This is a genomic window from Microbacterium sp. ABRD28, assembly GCF_003850245.1.
Taxonomy (GTDB): domain Bacteria; phylum Actinomycetota; class Actinomycetes; order Actinomycetales; family Microbacteriaceae; genus Microbacterium.
In genome coordinates this window covers 2,083,557-2,099,323 of record NZ_CP031015.1, presented here as the reverse complement: position 1 = coordinate 2,099,323, position 15,767 = coordinate 2,083,557, and the positions used below count along the sequence as shown (strand labels likewise).

Genomic DNA, 15,767 nt, shown 5'->3' with positions numbered 1-15,767 from the left:
GGGGTCCGGCGACGGCGGTCGACGAGACCGGAGCGTTCGCCGCCGACGCACCGGCCGGAACCCGCGTGCTCGTCATCGAGATCCCCGTCGACCCAGCCGCAGAGACCCCCGGGTGCACCACCCCGGTCCTTCGCGAGCTCGGCGGCGCGGGCCGCGAGTGGGGTGCCGCGACGACCGAGGTGGACTGGCGCTACGAGCAGCCGAGCTCCTGCGAGACCGGTTCAGAGGCCCCGTTCACCCTCGAGGTGCCCTACCTCGTCCCCGACGACGCTCGCGGTCCGTTCGGCGTCGAGCTCACCGTCCCGAACGAGCTGCCGGGCTTCCTCCGACTCGAGGTCATCCCCTGACGACACCACCGGCGCCCCGATGAGCGCACCCACCGTCGCGTCGTACGTCGCGGCGATGAGGACGGTGCGCAGCGGCTCGACGATGAGCGGGACGACGAGGAAGAGCGGCGTGGCGGCGATGACCCAGAAATCGAACAGGTCGTGGGGCCCGACCAGTCGGGTGAGGAGCACGCGCAGCCCTTCCCCGACGAAGAGGATGACGGTGTAGAGCAGCACGTACCCGCCGACCAGGATCGGTCCGCCGCGCCACATGAGCAGGATCGCCTGCCAGATCGGGCGGAACCGACCGCCGACCTCCGATCCGAGATCCACGAGGCGGCGGCGGAGTCGCTGGGGAAGGGTCCCGTAGCGCGACCGGGCGCGGTCGACGAGAGCGCCACGCAGCTGCGCACCCTGCGGTGACACGGTGCGTCCGTAGATGACGCCCGCGATCGTCAGCCATGCGAGCGGAACGAAGAGCACGCCGCCTGCCTCACCGATGAGCCACTCCACGGCGTCCCAGGTCCATCCGAGCGGCGCGAAGAGGTCTCCGACGGCCTGCCGGAGGTCGGCCACCCACACCATCGCCTGGCGCGTAGCGATCCAGGCCGTCACCTGCCCGAGGGCCTCACCGATGAAATAGGCGACGAGGAAGATCCAGAGCGCCTCGAGGTACGTCGCGACGAGCGCCGTCCACCGGGGGAGCGAGGATCCCCAGCGCTTCCACGCCCAACGACCGGCGAACGCGAGCATGACGACGACGATCGTCCAGGGCTCCCAACCGAGGCTGTCCACCGCGCCGGAGGTGTCGACCTCGGACTCTTCCACGATGGCCGCCCATTGGCGATCGGTCTGCACCGCCAGTGCCACCCGCAGGTAGGCGGTGACATCCTCGACGAGGAAGCCGAGTACGGCGTAGACAGCGATGAACGGCAGAACCGCCGAGAGCAGCGCGTCGCGGAACGACCGGAGGCGCTCGGCACGGTCGACCGGGGTCGGTGCGATCGCGTTCAGTCGCAGCATCCCGTCCCTCAGGACGAGGAACATCGCCACGAGGCTGACGAGCTTGGCGAGGATCGCCAACGGGAGGAGCAGGATGCCTCCGAGCGCGGTGTACCCGCCCACGAATCCCGCCAGCTGGATCGACAGGTATCGCCCGAACGAGCCTGCGAGATACCACGCCAGAAGGGCAGGCCAATGTGCGACGAGGAGTCGAAGCCCCATACGGACGATCTCCCACACCGTTACACCGTAGCGGTGTGCGGGGCGGTGGCTCAGCAGCTGCCGACGTCGTGGGTGTGCATGCCGGCGAGGTGCCCCTCGCCGTCGAAGTCGGCGTAGACCTCGGTGAGGACGTGACTGTGACAGACCTGACCGAGCAGGTGCCCGCCGATCCCGCCGCCGTCCTCGGCGTAGCCGGTGAAGGGGGTGCCGTCGGCGTTGACCAGCATCACGAAGGGACCCGATGCCTTCTCGCCGGTGTTCTGCGCGTCGTCGTTGATCGCCATGATGTCGCCTTTCCCTGCGTAAGCGTGCACTCGTGCGCACACGAGGGAGAGCCCTGGAGCGGGCCGGGTGATACGCCGGCTTCGGGCGGGTAGTGGGAAGATCAAGGACATGGCTTCGACGAATCGTTCATTGTGGCAACGGGTCGTCGGATGGATCCGGCCTCCCGCTGACACCTACGAGACCCGCTCGGCACGCGCAGGCGGGTCGGAGCCGCCCTCGGTCCCGCACATGCCGCCGACGGACCAACGCCGCCACGGCGGAAGCTCCGCCATCGGAGGCCACTGATTCGTGCTGCCGGCAACGGAGCGGATGAAGCTCGAGCGGGCGAGGAACTCGGGCTGGCTCTTCGTCGTCATCGGGGCAATCAACATCGTCGCTGCCGTGAACTTCGGACTCCAAAGCGACGCGCGGGGGCAATGGGCCGCGGTGGTCGCCATTGCAGTCGGCGTCGTCGCGGTCTGTCTGATCGTGTTCGGCATCACGCGCATTCTCGCCGGCCAGGCTGCGCTCCGACGTTTCGAGGACGAGCACGGAGCTGACGCGGGCAAGCAAGCCCCCATCACCTGAAGTGACCGCGTTTAAGAGCACCGCTGCCGTCTGCTTCACCCTCGTCTTCCCGCAGAACGAGGCGACCATCCTCACCGAACCGGCCGACTGCGGCGACGGGGGGCCGACCGAGCCGCCCGCTCTGCCCGGATTCGACGATGCGACGCGCGCCGTTCCCCTCGATGAGCTCGACGTTCGCCTCAGAGTCACCGAGGAGGACTATCCAGTTCTGCCCTGTCAGTGCGCCAGCGGTGGAGACTGCGACTGCCCAGGCGGGTGAACGCGCCCACCCCTGACTGTCGACGACCCATGGCCGGGGCAACGGCGGGGATACGAAACTCCTCCGGGAGTCCGCGTGATGTCGCGGACTCCCGGAGGAGTGGAGCTCGTGCTTGGTGTCAGACCCCGAAGTACAGCTCGAACTCGAACGGGTGCGGGCGCTGCGCCATCGGCCGGATCTCGTTCTCGATCTTGTACTCGATCCAGGTCTCGATGAGCTCCGGCGTGAACACGCCGCCCTCGAGGAGGAACTGGTGGTCGGCCGCGAGGGCGTCGAGCGAGTCCTGCAGCGAGTTCGGCACCTGGGGGATGCCCTTGGCTTCCTCGGGCGGGAGCTCGTAGAGGTCCTTGTCGACCGGCTCGTGGGGCTCGATGCGGTTCTTGATGCCGTCGATCCCCGCCATGAGCTGGGCCGCGAAGGCCAGGTAGGGATTGCCCGAGGCATCCGGCGCACGGAACTCGATGCGCTTGGCCTTGGGGTTGGAGCCCGTGATCGGGATGCGGATGGCCGCCGAGCGGTTACCCGCCGAGTAGACCAGGTTCACCGGGGCCTCGAAGCCCTTCACCAGACGGTGGTAGCTGTTCAGCGTGGGGTTGGTGAACGCGAGAACCGCCGGGGCGTGCGCGAGGATGCCGCCGATGTACCAGCGGGCGATGTCGGACAGCCCGCCGTAGCCCTTCTCGTCGTAGAAGAGCGGCTTGCCGTCGTTCCACAGCGACTGGTGGGTGTGCATGCCCGAGCCGTTGTCGCCGAAGAGGGGCTTGGGCATGAAGGTCGCGACCTTGCCCCACTGCTCGGCGGTGTTCTTCACGATGTACTTGAACTTCAGGATGTCGTCCGCCGCGTGCACCATCGTGTCGAAGCGGTAGTTGATCTCCTGCTGACCGCCGGTGCCCACCTCGTGGTGCGCACGCTCGAGCTGCAGGCCCGACTCGATGAGCTTCAGGCTGATGTCGTCACGCAGATCGGCGGTCTTGTCGACGGGGGAGACGGGGAAGTAGCCCCCCTTGTAGGGGGTCTTGTTGGCGAGGTTGCCGCCCTCTTCGACCCGGCCGGTGTTCCAGGCGCCCTCTTCGGAGTCGACGGAGTAGAAGCTGGAGTTCTGCTTCACCTCGTAGCGGACGTCGTCGAAGATGTAGAACTCGGCCTCGGGAGCGAAGAACGCGGTGTCGGCGATACCGGTGGAGGCGAGGTACTTCTCGGCCTTCTTGGCGACCTGACGCGGGTCCTTGGCGTAGATCTCGCCGTTGCGCGGGTTGTAGATGTCGAAGACCATCACGAGCGTCTTCGCCTCGCGGAACGGGTCGAGGTAGGCCGTCGACACGTCGGGGATGAGCTGCATGTCGGACTCGTGGATGTTCGCGAACCCACGGATCGAGGAGCCGTCGAACAGCTGCCCGACGGTGAAGAACTCCTCGTCGACGGTGGCGGCCGGAATGTTGAAGTGCTGCTGCACACCAGGGAGGTCCGTGAAACGGATGTCGAGGAACTTGACGTCCTCGTCCTTGATGAACCGCAGCACCTCGGATGAATCACTGAACATGGAGACTCCAGAGGTAGGGCATCGGGAACTGCCGCCCGTCGAGCGGGCCTTGAGGCACCGTATCGGCAGGGGATTGCCCGACCGTGACACCTTTGTTTCCGGCATGTTACGCGCCGAGCGCGGTGCTTGCGTCAAGCTCGAAGCGGGAATCGGGCGAGGTGCGTCGCGTGCATGCCCCAGGTCGATGCACCGTCAGGCGTGATATTGAACAACGGGCTGTTGTACCACCCGTTCGGGACGCCAGTGTGCAGTAGCTTTCCGGCGCGTTGATCACCAAGTGGAAGTTGCCTGATGTCGTTTGTCCAGTGGACCCAGCTGAAGATCCTGCCGCGCGATGATCCGAAAGCGCCATACCCTCCCAAGTCACCTTCGGCGAGCGTGTTTCCCGACGCCAGATCCATTGCGAACCAACGGCCTCGAGGACGTCGAGCCATGAGGAAGAGAACACCCTCGACAACATGGATGGTCTCATAGGACTGCCAGTCGGGCCGCAGTTCCTCACTCCAAATGAGCGAGCGGGTATTCAGGTCGACGGCAGCGACCTGAGCGGCAGCTCGGCGCGGCCCACCGGTGGACTCGCCGTAGGTGTCTCCTGCGATGTACGCGGTCGCACCGGCCACAGCAATCGTCATCACACTCTGATCGGGCAGTAAGTCTTTTCGGACCTCGAATTCCCCAGTCCGAGGATTGATGAAACTGAGGGCGCCCGTGTGATTTCCGCCGGTCGGACCCGACGCCACGAGGAGCTGTCGGCGATCAGCGTCCATGTGCATGGCGCGAGTCCGCATCTGGCCGTTACCGATCGTGCCCACCAGCGTGACCGTGGTGGTAACCGGATCGATGGCAATGATCTCCCCGGTCGGGTACATGCCCGCGTAGACCGTGCCGTCGGGGCCCTCCACCATCGCCTTAGGTTCGCCGTTGACCGCAAACCGCCGCGACGTTCCGGATGGCGGATGATGGACGGTCATGGCGAAGTGCCCTCCCACCCAGATGCGCTGCCGCGCGGTCAGCAGCATGGTCTGCGCAACCTCCGGGTACCCGAATCCCGTCAAGGCCGTGTCCCACACGGAGGTGTCGCCGTCGACGATGCGCCAGACATGGCCGAGACCGCTGACGCCGACGAGTCCTCCGTCAGGCGCCACAGCTAGGAGCTGATTCTCGACATTGTCCAGAGGACGGCCAAGTGGCACGAGTACGTCCGCATCGATCCGGTAAACCGCGGAGGTCAGGCGCGCAACTCCAAACACCCGCCCCTGTTCATCGGCGGTTAGTTGATCGACGTACCTGTCGGCCTCAGGAATCGATCGCGCCACGCGTCCCGATCCGTCAGGGTTCATGGATATCACTTCTCGGCCGCACGCCACGTGGATCATCCCACTGGCCGCGATCATCGCGAGGATACCCACAGGCGAGCTGGTGAGGAAAGAGGAGAGATCGACCCCCGGACCACCCGCTTTGGGCCAGCGCAGGAGTGTTCCCGGTGCAGCCGAGCCGCCGTACACGAACTCATCGTCGACGACGACAGTGGTCGCATAGAGCGAGCTCGACACCCGTCCGTAGGTCTCGATCAACCCGTCGCTCAGACGTACGCGCCTGACCATGCAGTCGGGGTAGGTGGTGAGGTAGAGGTGATCACCGTCGACGAGGAGGGTGTAATACCAGGTTGATGATGCCCCCACGCGGACCCAACGGGAGACCGATCCCGAGGTCGGATCGAAGCGCCAGATCCACGCGCTTCCGGAGGGACCGATGTACAGGTAGCGCCCGTCCGAAGCCAGCCGGTGGCCGCCGCTCCCCTCGACGTCGAGATCGTGCACGGCCAGGACCGCGCCGGAACGCGCGTCGACCCGCGCCAGACGAAGTCGCCCGTCCGTGGTCTTGTAACGTGACGAGATGACGACCTCGTCACCGATAAGCACCGCTCCACGCACAGCCGCCGTGAGCGATGCCGGGCCGAAAAACTCGGGGGTCAGCGGAGTCGCGGCCACAAGCGAGGCGTCGTCGAAGTAGCCGACGCCGACATTCCCCTTTGCGGTGTAGACGAGGACCGTCGCTTCGATCGCTCCGGCCGGCGCGACGCCTCTCACGTCGAGTTGCTGCCAGCTTCCGGATATGGCGGCAGTACGGAACTCGTTCCACACGCGCTGGCCGCTGGCGTCCCAGAATTCGAGATACAGACTGGCCTCGCCCCGCTCCAGATAGACATGGGCCATGGCGTCGTAGACCCCACCCTCGGTGACGGGCACAGGCTCACTGCGCATCCCGACCACCGAGAAGCTGTCGGGGTCCGCCAACCGCAGACTCCATCCCTCGGAGCGAACACGCAACTGTGACGACGAGACATGTGGGAGTGACGCAGGGGCGAAAGCGCGCCATGCGCGCGGGAGGCCCTCGACGACCTCGTCGAATCCGCCGTTGGTCAGCAGGTTCGCCGCCGACCCCGCGGGCGTCGCCGCCGCTCTGTTCGGAGTGATCAGTCCAGCGCCGATGCCCGTCGCGACGAGTCCGCCGAGGAAGACGCGGCGGCTCAACTCGCCTGCCTGGGCCGGCTCAGGAAGCAGATTCTGGTTCATCGATGTTCTCCGATCTGGTTCACGCGAAACGTTGGGGGACGGCACGCGCACTGACGGCGAGGGTGAATGCGTTGGCGTATACGGATCTGACCCGGCTCGGATCCGCGAGGTCACGGCGGGTGCGGGCGAGGCGGAGAATCGCCGCAGATATGCCGTCGAACCCGAGATCAGCGGGGTGGCCCGCGACGGTCAGTTCTGCCACCCCGTGATCAGTGATCGCCCGTACATGGAAGCGCTGGGGGCCCGGCGTGCCGGAAACTGTCACGGAAACCGATGTCTCCGAATCGACGTCGGACCCGATTCCGCCGGCGGCGAGTTCGGACAGGGTGGCCACCCCGCCGTCGGTTCGCCACGCGTGGTCGATGCGGACGCGGACGCCGGGGCGAAGGACGTCGAGGATCTCCCAGGCGTGGATCCCTACGTTCATTAGCGTGCCACCGGCGCCCTCAGGATCGTCTTGCCATCGTCGCGAAGGCTTCAGGTAAGGGCGTATGTCGTGGTGCACGAAGATGTCGATTGAGTGGACTCGGCGAGTTCGCAATTGCCACCCCAGATCGATGATGGCCGGAGCGAACCGGAGGACCGACGAGGTGGTCCGGGGCGCGTCGCCGCTGCAGGACCAGGCATCGAACGATGCCATATTCACGCCGACCGTCTTGTTAAAGAACGACGCGATCCCTCGACGAGCGAGAGTGCGAGCTACCGGCGGTGCGGCGATCGGGGGCACCGTCACGACGGCGACGTCGGGCTCGTCTGCGAGCAGCGCCGACAACTCCTCGAACTCCGGGATGTCGAATCGGCGCGCGAAGGCTGAGCGATCTGCCGCATCGGGATCCCAGACACCGCTGAGACGTGCACCCGCCCGACGCAGACAGGGCGCATCGAACCATGGATGGGTGTGCGCCAGACCGACGAAAGCGACCGTGGGTTCACGCATCAGGCCATCACCGCGAGAGACGTCAGATCCACGGCATGGCGCAGCGGTGCGCCGTTGAGGAATGACGCGATCTCGTCGATGATGATGCGTCCCTGTCGACGTCGGCACTGTACGGTCCCCGCGGCACGGTGCGGAGTGATCAGGACGCCGGGCAGCGTTCGGAATGGGCTCGTCGATGAGAGCGGCTCCTCGTCGAAGACATCAACAGCAGCGAAGAGCCGACCCGAACTCACTTCGGCCACAAGCGCACGCTCATCGATGAGCCATGACCTCGCGGTGTTCACCACGCCCGCGCCGTCTGGCATGAGCGCTAGCTCACGAGCGCCTATCAGGTGGCGTGTCTGAGGAAGGCTCGGCGCATGAAGAGCGACGATCGAGCATTCCGTCAGTGCTGTGTCAAGGCTCACCAGCTCCGCGCCGAGCGCCTTGGCGTCGTCCGTACCGAGGGTAGGGTCGACGACGACGGGCCGCGCGCCTACCGCGTGCAGCAGGTTCAGATAAGCCCGGCCGGTTCGAGAGGCGCCGATGACGGCGATCGGCGCATCGAGGATCTCGTTTTGGGGTCCTGAACTACCCCAGCCGCCGCCCCGGACCTCGTCGTGCATCTGAGGGATGCGATGAAGCAGAGCGAGGGTGAAGGCCAATGAGACTTCGGCCACGGAACGGGCCATCCCGGCACCGGACTGAGTGACCAGAATCCCGCGCTCGAAAAGAGCATCCGAGACGAAAGGTCGGACGCTCGCGCCAGTGTGAGCAACGAGCCGCAGACTCGGGAAGCGATCGAGAATGTCGGATGTGAGGCGCGGCGTTCCCCAGCTGGTGAGCAGGACGACGCAGTTCTGCATGTCGAGATCGCACCAGAGATCATCGACGCGAATCATCGGCCCGCCCCCCAGCTGGCCGGCCATCCGCCCGAGCGAGTCGAGATGGGTCTCGTCGAAGAGCTCGTCCATCAGGTCCGCGGGAACCGCCGCGACGATGGTTGTTGCGCTCATCTCATCCACCTGTCCAGGTTCTCGGCGACGAAGTGGTCGTCGTGCAGGTCGGGGTACCGACGGCGAACCCGTGCGATTTCTTCCGCCTGTCCTGGCGAGAGACCCTCCGCGGGGTCGAGGCACCACGTACCGACGAGAAGACCCTGTTGTCGGAGCACCTCGTGGACGCCGGCGATGACGCCCCGGAAGTGGTGGGATGGGTCGAAGATGGCTTGGTTGACGTCGACAAGATCTGTTGCGATCGCGCCGAGCCTCCGATATGCCGCGCAGTCCCCGGAGGCGGCGCTGTGGGCGGCTTCCAGAAGTCCCACCGCACTCCGCGTCCCGACCGCCCACTGCCCGAGCAGACCACCGACGAAACGGAGCGTCCGAGCCCCCGCGGGTGTCTCGACGTTGAACTCGGCGAGCAGGTCCGCCACGATGGCGTCGTCATTCCCGGTGTAGAGCGCGATGTCGTCGGCTCGGCCCGACTCGGCGACACCCCGGACGAGGTCAAGTGTCCGATAGCGATCGAAGGGCGCGGACTTCACGGCGACAACAGCGGGAATCTGCGCGAAGCGACGCCAGAATTCCCGTCGGAGGACGGGACCTCCGATCGCTGCCTGCAGGTAGAACCCGATCACAGGGAGCACCTCGCCGACGGCCCGCGCGCGATCGAGGAGGCCGTCCTCGTCGGCACCGGGAACCCGTGGGCTCAGGAGCACCGCATCGTATCCGAGCTCGCGAGCGACCGTTGCCTCAGCCACAGCGTGCACGGTGCTCCCCGCGACGCCCGCGATTCGGATCACATCCTCAGCGGCTCCTCTGTCCAGTTCCTCTGCGGCCAGCGCAAGAACGGGCTCGAAAAGAGCATGCTCGGGAGCACGGATCTCGAACTGCGTCGTGTGGACGCCGATGGCGATGCCGCCGGCGCCGGCATCCAGGTAATAGCGGGTGAGAGCTCGCTGCCTGCGTTCGTCGAGCCGCCGCTCCGCGGTCAAGGCGAGAGGGTGTGCGGGGATGACGGCACCGCGCTGAAGGGTCGCCGCCGCTCTGGCACGCAGTGTTGTCGAGGTTGTCATCAGAATCGGCCATCCCTGACAGCCCATTTCGTGGGCTTTCCGCTCAATGGCAGGCCTGCGGCAATCCACTCAGCCTGCCAGGAGATAAGGGTGTCGGCAGGGACGGGCGGGTAGCCGAACAGCGCCATGCACTTCCGAGAGTCGCTGAGCAATGCGGTCGGCTCGGGCTCACCAACGATCTCGATATCGACGTCGAAGAGCTCTCCGAATCGTCGTGCGACCGCTTCGACCCCGAGCGTCTCGGGTCCCGCCAGATTGAGAGTGAACACGTCGGGGGATGCGAGATGCGCGGCGCGGAGGATCACATCGTTGGCATAGCCCTGCCAGACGACGTTCACGTTCCCCGTCGCAACAGACACCGGCTCACGGTCGAATACGGCCCGCCCAAGATCGGCGAGGACGCCGTAGCGCAGATCGACGGCGTAATTCAATCTGATGATCGCGATGGGAGTGCCTCGCTCGTTTGCGGCGAATTGGAAGATTCGCTCTCGACCCAGACAGGACTGCGCATACTCTCCGATGGGATCGGGAGGCGTGATCTCGCGAGCGCCGCCGGATCCCGCCGTCACGAAGGGATAAACGTTGCCGGTGGACAGCGCAACGATCGGGGTCGTCCTGTAACGTCGCGCCACTCGATCCGGTAGGGCCGCGTTGATGGCCCATGCCCAAGAGGCGTTCTGGGAGGCGCCGAACTTCGCGCCGACCATGAAGATCACCTGGGAGGCGTCCGGCAGAGCCGCGAAATCATCTTCCGCCATCAGATCGAAAGGGAGGACATCCACTCCGGCGTCGCGCAGCCGACTGCTCACCGTGGTGTCGGCGAATCGTGAGACCGCGTATACGCGGTCTCGTGATCTGCCCGCCATATCGAGCGCACGGCGGGCCAGGACAGCGAGCGTCGGTCCCATCTTTCCGCCGGCTCCGAGGATTGCGATGTCTCCCGACCCCTGACGAGACGCGGAGATGAGGTCGGCGCTCGGCTGCGTGAGCACATCCTCCAGGTCGTTTTCGGAGGTGAAACCCGATGTCTGCACGATGTGCTCCTTATCGATCATGTCTTTCACCCTTTGATGCCCGTCGCCGTTACACCCTCTTGGACGTATCGCTGAGCCAGGAGGTAGGCAAGGAAGATCGGTATCAGCGCGACCACGGATCCGGCCAACATGACGCTGAGCGGCACTGTCTGCTGCTGAAGAGAAGAAATCCCGACGGTGAGAGTGAACATGTCATTGGACTTGGCCACGATGAGCGGCCATAAGAAGTCATTCCAATGCCATAGGAAAACGAAGATCCCCAGGGTGGCGAGGATCGGCTTGCACAAGGGCAGCACGATGCGCATCATGATCCGAAACTCTCCCGCGCCGTCGATCTTCGCCGCCTCGAACAGCTCGTCGGGCAAACCGGCGATGAACTGCCGCATGAGGAACACCGCCTGGGCGTTGGCGAGCGTCGGAAGGATGAGCCCCCAGTATTCGTCGACGCCACCCAAGCCTGCAATCAGGATGAAGGTCGGAATCAGCGTGACCTGGAAGGGAACCATCACCATTGCAAGGAATGACCAGAACAGCACCTCACGGCCGACGAAGCGCTTCTTGGCGAACGCATAGCCAGCGAACGCCGAGAGCAGGAGTACCGCGACGACGGACACGACCGAGTACACCATCGTGTTGAACAGCCACAGCACGATGTTCTGCCCGGATAGCACCTGCTCGTAGGACGCCATCGACAACTCGCCCCAGGGGAGCAATGACCCTGGGAATTCGACCACGGCGCCCGGCTTCAAGCTCAGCACGACCATGGCGTAGAACGGGAAGAAGCTGAACAACGCCGCGACACTCAGGCCGAACCATCGCAGCGCGATACCCGCACCGCGCGGTTCGAGTGCCCGATAGGACCGATGCCGGATACGAGACGGCGGCGCGAGGGCGATCATTTCTGCCTTCCGATGACGAGACGCTGGACCAGCGCGACGAACAGCGTCATGACGAACAGCGCGACGCCCACCGCGGCTGCGTATCCGTAGTCGAAGTACTTGAAGCCCTGGTCGTAGATGAGATAGACGAGGGAGTAGCTGGCGTTCGCTGGGCCCCCCTGGGTCATGACATAGATGACGTCGAACACCTGGAACGCATAGGTCGTCTCGATCACAGCGAGAAAGAAGAGCGTCGGGCGCAGATGGGGGAGACAGATCCACCGGAAGCGATGCCATGCGTTTGCGCCGTCCATCAACGCGGCCTCTTCGAGCTCTCGGGGGATGTCCTGCATCGCCGCGATGAGGATCATCATCCCGTACCCGAATCTCGACCACACTCCCACGACGACGATGGCCGGAATGACCAGCACCGTGCTTGCGAGCCAGGATCCGCCGAGCCCCAAGGGTGTCATCAAGGTCGACCAGGGTCCGTTGGCGGAGAAGATCCAGACGAAGACAGCTCCCGCGAGCACGAGCGAGGTGATCACCGGTAGGAAGAACAGCGATCGGAAGAACCGGGAGCCACGGAAGGACCTTCTGACGGCCAGTGCGAGAGCGGTCGAAAGCACGATGCCCATGGGAACGGCGACAACGGTGTACAAGGTCGTCGTGATGAGCGCTCGCCAAAAGAGGGGGTCGCTCACCAGTCGCCTGAAGTTCTCCAAACCACGCCACTCGATGGCACCCGTGATCTGGTAGTCGACGAAGCTCAGGGCGATGCCCGCGAGCGTTGGGCCGAAACGAAACGCGATGAAGAGCACCAGGGCCGGGAGAACGAACAACACGGCGACGCGCGCTTCACGGCGAGCGAGCAAGGCGGACGGCGTGCGTCTGGTTGGCGAGGGCGAGGGTGGTGAGGGTTCGGTCACGTGCGGGGCTGGGTCAGCGAGCGGGGGCGCCGTCGTCATAGTCGGTCCTTGCGTCGAGAGGGGGCGCACACCGCCCCCTCTAGTGGAGGCGGTGGTCAGCCCAGGAGCGGTGCAGCGGCTGCCTCAGCGGCGTCGAGAGCCTCCTGCGCGGACTTCTGACCGATCAGGGCCGCCTGTATCTCGGGCGAGAGAACCCCCATCAGCGCACGGGAGCTCGTTGCCAGCTCACCCACGGTCGTTCGGGGAACATACTGCTCGACCTGCCCGAGAAGAGTGTCAGTGGCGTGCAGCTGCTCCTCTGTCTCCAGCGCGGGGAAGAACCCAGCTTCCAGCAAGTAGGGCTCAAGCGCCTCGATGCTCGTGGCGAACTCAGCAAAGCGCGCGGCCGCCTCCTTGTGTGCGGATCCCTTGAGGATCGACAAGGAGCCCACGGTGCCGTAGGCGACCGATTCCTCATTCTCCAGGGGCGGCAGCACCGTGACGTCATCACCCCAGAAAGGCGACAGGTCCACGACGTTGTCAGTCCACGTGCATCCCACCTTGCCTTGCGCGAGCGGCGTCTGCTCCAGGGGGACTTGAGCGGTGAGCACGCTTGGTTCGAGTGCGCCCATCTCGGCGAGATCCGTCAGAAACTGGAGCGCCTCGAGTCCGGCGGCGCTGTTGAACCCCACCTCGCCCTCGTCGGAGTAGACGTCTCCACCGGCTTGCCACAAGAGAGGGTAGAAGGTGAGGTTCAAAGAGTTCTCCGCAGACGCCGGGTAGGAGATCGCATGCATTCCCGCCTCAACGAAAGCCGGCGCCATATCCCGAACGTCATCCCATGTCGCCGGGAACTCATCGACACCAGCCGCTTCGAATGTGGCTGCGTTGCAGATGAGGGCCATAGCGCTCGTAAGCACCGGCGCTCCCATGATGCCTGCATCGAGCGTCACTGATTCCCGGACGTTCGGAAGCATCGACGCGACGCGGTCACCGCTCAGATATTCGTCGAGGGGCTCGAGTGACTCCTCGTACGCAGCGAGCTGATCGGGGACGAGGTAGACCAGGTCGGGACCCTTGTTCGCGGCGATCGCGGTCTGCAGGGCTTCGTCCCGATTTGCCCAGGGGAAGATCTCGTACGACACGGTGATGTCGTCGTTCTCGGCTTCGAAATCGGCGATCGCGGAGTCCCAGTACGCTTTGTGCGCGGCTTCATCAGCGATGACCGGGTATAGCCAGAGTGTCAGATCCTGTGCGGCCGGCTCGCCTGTGCCCGCCGGCCCGCCGCTGCAGCCCGCGATTACTCCTATGGCAGCGAGTCCCGCTGCAACTGTCGTAGCTTTCCTCACACGCATGATGCTCCCTTGCAGTTGTGTCGTGCAGGACCGAACGTCCGCAGCCATTATGACACTGCGATGTTGTAATTAGTCAAGCCATCTTGGCTCGTTTATGCCCTAAAAACAGACCTCTTCGCGTTGCCGGCCGTCCTATGCGGTACCGAAGTGTGCTAATTTTGCGCCACGTCGACAGGAGGCCCGGATGATCGAGATCGCGCCACCGGTTCCCGTGCGTGTCGGAGTGCATCTGCGCGACGACGGCGATCACACGGTGTCGGAGCTAGCCCGCGCGCTCAGCATCTCCCGCACGGCGACCGAGACGAGCCTCCTGACCCTGATGGACGCAGGTCTGGTCGCGGAGGTTCCTAATCGGGCGACCCGCGGTGCGGGTCGCCCGGCACGGCGCTACACCTTCGACACGCCCGGACGTGCAGTAGCGGGTGTCGATATCGGCGCTCACAGTGTCCGGGTCGTGGTGGCGGACCTCGCCGGTTTCGTTGTCGCGCAACGGACCTTCCCAGGCCTCCTCCCCGACGATGACGCAGCGATACAACTGGATCACGTGGAAACCAGCATCCGCCGCGCTCTTTCTGACGCGCGCATCGACCCGAACGGGCTGGAAGCGGTCGGCGTCGCGCTCCCAGCGATAGTCGACTCAGCTGGCCGAGTACTGGCATCCGTCGTCTTGCCTCTATGGTCGGGCATCGATGTCGTCGGCCACCTCCAGGAGGCGCTTGGATGTCCCGTCGCCATCGACAACGGAGTCCGTCTCGCGGCTGTCGCTGAGCACCATCTCGGCGCAGCGAGACTGATCGATGAAGTGCTGTACCTGTCCGTCGGCAACAGGGTTGCCGCCGGACTGATCCTGGGCGGCACTCCTCGGCGGGGCGTACACAACGTCGCCGGCGACGTCGGGCGGCTCGCTTTCCGCGGGTGGGATGCGACCACCGGCCAGATCCAGTGGCGGGCTGCCCCGACAGCTGAAGAGGTCTTCGCGCTCGCGGAGAAAGGGAGTACAGCGGCACAGGCCGAGATCGACCAGTTCATCGACGAACTCGGTCGGGGTATCGCGACGCTTGTCATGGCGGTGGATCCGGCCATCGTCGTCATCGGCGGCGGAATCTCCCTCGCCAAGGAGCGCCTGCTTTACCCCTTGCGTCGGATGGTCTCCGACCGCATCGCGCTTCCTCTTGACATTCCCATCGTCGCCGCGCGTCTCGGAGCCAATGCGGCAGCTCATGGCGCATTGGTGTTCGCTTTCCACCGCGCGGCGGTCGAGATCTATCGTGTTCCCGGGATGCCACCGCCACCGATCACTCCACTCGGGGACGTACGGCCGGAGCGCGAGACCAGAACCGCGTGATCTCCGGGCAAACGGATGCCTGCAGATTCCGGGATCGTGACCCGAGATGATTGGCGGGTAGGGTGGAATCGTGGTCGCCAGCGCACAGGACTATCCCGGAGAGCGACTGGGGCGCCCCCGCGAGGGCGCCGGATCGATCGGCCGTCTCGGCCGTCGCGTGGGGGCCCTGTTCATCGACTACGGCGCGGCCTACCTGATCTCGGGCTTCTTCGGCTGGGACGCCCTGGCCATCCTGCTGATCTTCGGCGCGATCCAGATCGTCTTCCTCCCGACTCTTCAGGGGAGCCCCGGGCACCGTATCTTCGGCATGCGACTGGTGCGCCTCGACGGCGGGTGGGTCGGCCTGTGGCGGCCGGTCCTGCGCACCATCCTTCTCATCCTGGTCATTCCCGCGGTGATCTGGGACGCAGACCAGCGGGGCCTTCACGACAAGGCGGCGGGCACCGTCCTCATCCGCGACTGACGTCGGCGGGT

Annotated in this window: 14 protein-coding genes; 3 read left to right on the top strand and 11 right to left on the bottom strand. The window is 65.3% G+C overall.

The window, feature by feature from the left end; translation table 11 throughout:
* Positions 1-221: 221 nt before the first annotated feature.
* Together DT073_RS10125 and DT073_RS10120 are read right to left on the bottom strand one after the other, a co-directional pair.
* Complete coding sequence (locus DT073_RS10125) at positions 222-1,568, bottom strand: hypothetical protein (RefSeq protein WP_240638572.1); 1,347 nt, start codon at positions 1,566-1,568, stop codon at positions 222-224.
* 32 nt (positions 1,569-1,600) lie between these two features.
* A complete protein-coding gene (locus DT073_RS10120; protein WP_124293279.1) occupies positions 1,601-1,834 on the bottom strand; it encodes a hypothetical protein in 234 nt (77 codons plus the stop codon).
* A gap of 310 nt (positions 1,835-2,144) precedes the next feature.
* On the opposite strand from DT073_RS10120, the gene DT073_RS10115 reads away from it, so the two are divergent.
* Positions 2,145-2,402, top strand: coding sequence for a hypothetical protein (locus DT073_RS10115; RefSeq protein ID WP_124293278.1), 258 nt, complete (start codon positions 2,145-2,147; stop codon positions 2,400-2,402).
* A gap of 377 nt (positions 2,403-2,779) precedes the next feature.
* Here the strand turns inward: DT073_RS10115 and glnA are convergent, their stop codons facing one another.
* From glnA to DT073_RS10070, 9 genes are all read right to left on the bottom strand, one after another.
* Positions 2,780-4,204 (bottom strand): type I glutamate--ammonia ligase, encoded by a 1,425-nt coding sequence (glnA, locus tag DT073_RS10110; RefSeq protein ID WP_124293277.1) that lies wholly within the window; start codon positions 4,202-4,204, stop codon positions 2,780-2,782.
* Between the two features lie 131 nt (positions 4,205-4,335).
* Positions 4,336-6,780 (bottom strand): YncE family protein, encoded by a 2,445-nt coding sequence (locus tag DT073_RS10105; RefSeq protein WP_124293276.1) that lies wholly within the window; start codon positions 6,778-6,780, stop codon positions 4,336-4,338.
* 19 nt (positions 6,781-6,799) lie between these two features.
* The gene (locus DT073_RS10100) at positions 6,800-7,717 is read right to left on the bottom strand and encodes a Gfo/Idh/MocA family oxidoreductase (RefSeq protein WP_124293275.1); all 918 of its coding nucleotides are present in this window, start codon (positions 7,715-7,717) and stop codon (positions 6,800-6,802) included.
* The gene (locus tag DT073_RS10095) at positions 7,717-8,712 is read right to left on the bottom strand and encodes a hydroxyacid dehydrogenase (RefSeq protein ID WP_124294462.1); all 996 of its coding nucleotides are present in this window, start codon (positions 8,710-8,712) and stop codon (positions 7,717-7,719) included. The genes DT073_RS10100 and DT073_RS10095 overlap by 1 nt, the downstream gene beginning before the upstream one ends.
* A complete protein-coding gene (locus tag DT073_RS10090; RefSeq protein ID WP_124293274.1) occupies positions 8,709-9,773 on the bottom strand; it encodes a dihydrodipicolinate synthase family protein in 1,065 nt (354 codons plus the stop codon). The genes DT073_RS10095 and DT073_RS10090 overlap by 4 nt, the downstream gene beginning before the upstream one ends.
* Entirely contained in the window at positions 9,773-10,828 is a 1,056-nt protein-coding gene (locus DT073_RS10085) for an NAD-dependent epimerase/dehydratase family protein (RefSeq protein WP_124293273.1), read from the bottom strand. Before DT073_RS10085 ends, DT073_RS10090 begins: the two co-directional genes overlap by 1 nt.
* 5 nt (positions 10,829-10,833) lie before the next feature.
* On the bottom strand, positions 10,834-11,706 hold the full coding sequence (locus DT073_RS10080) for a carbohydrate ABC transporter permease (protein ID WP_124293272.1): 873 nt from the start codon (positions 11,704-11,706) through the stop codon (positions 10,834-10,836).
* Positions 11,703-12,530 (bottom strand): carbohydrate ABC transporter permease, encoded by an 828-nt coding sequence (locus DT073_RS10075; RefSeq protein ID WP_240638571.1) that lies wholly within the window; start codon positions 12,528-12,530, stop codon positions 11,703-11,705. Before DT073_RS10075 ends, DT073_RS10080 begins: the two co-directional genes overlap by 4 nt.
* 179 nt (positions 12,531-12,709) lie before the next feature.
* The gene (locus tag DT073_RS10070; RefSeq protein WP_124293270.1) at positions 12,710-13,948 is read right to left on the bottom strand and encodes an ABC transporter substrate-binding protein; all 1,239 of its coding nucleotides are present in this window, start codon (positions 13,946-13,948) and stop codon (positions 12,710-12,712) included.
* 184 nt (positions 13,949-14,132) lie between these two features.
* Between DT073_RS10070 and DT073_RS10065 the strand changes: the two genes are divergently transcribed.
* Together DT073_RS10065 and DT073_RS10060 are read left to right on the top strand one after the other, a co-directional pair.
* Positions 14,133-15,293, top strand: a complete 1,161-nt coding sequence (locus tag DT073_RS10065) for an ROK family transcriptional regulator (protein WP_124293269.1) — start codon at positions 14,133-14,135, stop codon at positions 15,291-15,293.
* A gap of 70 nt (positions 15,294-15,363) precedes the next feature.
* On the top strand, positions 15,364-15,756 hold the full coding sequence (locus DT073_RS10060; protein ID WP_124293268.1) for an RDD family protein: 393 nt from the start codon (positions 15,364-15,366) through the stop codon (positions 15,754-15,756).
* Positions 15,757-15,767 lie beyond the last annotated feature (11 nt).

Excerpts from the sequence above, each read along its gene's own strand:
- DT073_RS10120 (WP_124293279.1), bottom strand. The coding sequence starts at position 1,834 with ATGGCGATCAACGACGACGCGCAGAACACCGGCGAGAAGGCATCGGGT.
- DT073_RS10115 (WP_124293278.1), top strand. The coding sequence starts at position 2,145 with ATGAAGCTCGAGCGGGCGAGGAACTCGGGCTGGCTCTTCGTCGTCATC.
- glnA (WP_124293277.1), bottom strand. The coding sequence starts at position 4,204 with ATGTTCAGTGATTCATCCGAGGTGCTGCGGTTCATCAAGGACGAGGAC.
- DT073_RS10105 (WP_124293276.1), bottom strand. The coding sequence starts at position 6,780 with ATGAACCAGAATCTGCTTCCTGAGCCGGCCCAGGCAGGCGAGTTGAGC.
- DT073_RS10100 (WP_124293275.1), bottom strand. The coding sequence starts at position 7,717 with ATGCGTGAACCCACGGTCGCTTTCGTCGGTCTGGCGCACACCCATCCA.
- DT073_RS10095 (WP_124294462.1), bottom strand. The coding sequence starts at position 8,712 with ATGAGCGCAACAACCATCGTCGCGGCGGTTCCCGCGGACCTGATGGAC.
- DT073_RS10090 (WP_124293274.1), bottom strand. The coding sequence starts at position 9,773 with ATGACAACCTCGACAACACTGCGTGCCAGAGCGGCGGCGACCCTTCAG.
- DT073_RS10085 (WP_124293273.1), bottom strand. The coding sequence starts at position 10,828 with ATGATCGATAAGGAGCACATCGTGCAGACATCGGGTTTCACCTCCGAA.
- DT073_RS10080 (WP_124293272.1), bottom strand. The coding sequence starts at position 11,706 with ATGATCGCCCTCGCGCCGCCGTCTCGTATCCGGCATCGGTCCTATCGG.
- DT073_RS10070 (WP_124293270.1), bottom strand. The coding sequence starts at position 13,948 with ATGCGTGTGAGGAAAGCTACGACAGTTGCAGCGGGACTCGCTGCCATA.
- DT073_RS10065 (WP_124293269.1), top strand. The coding sequence starts at position 14,133 with ATGATCGAGATCGCGCCACCGGTTCCCGTGCGTGTCGGAGTGCATCTG.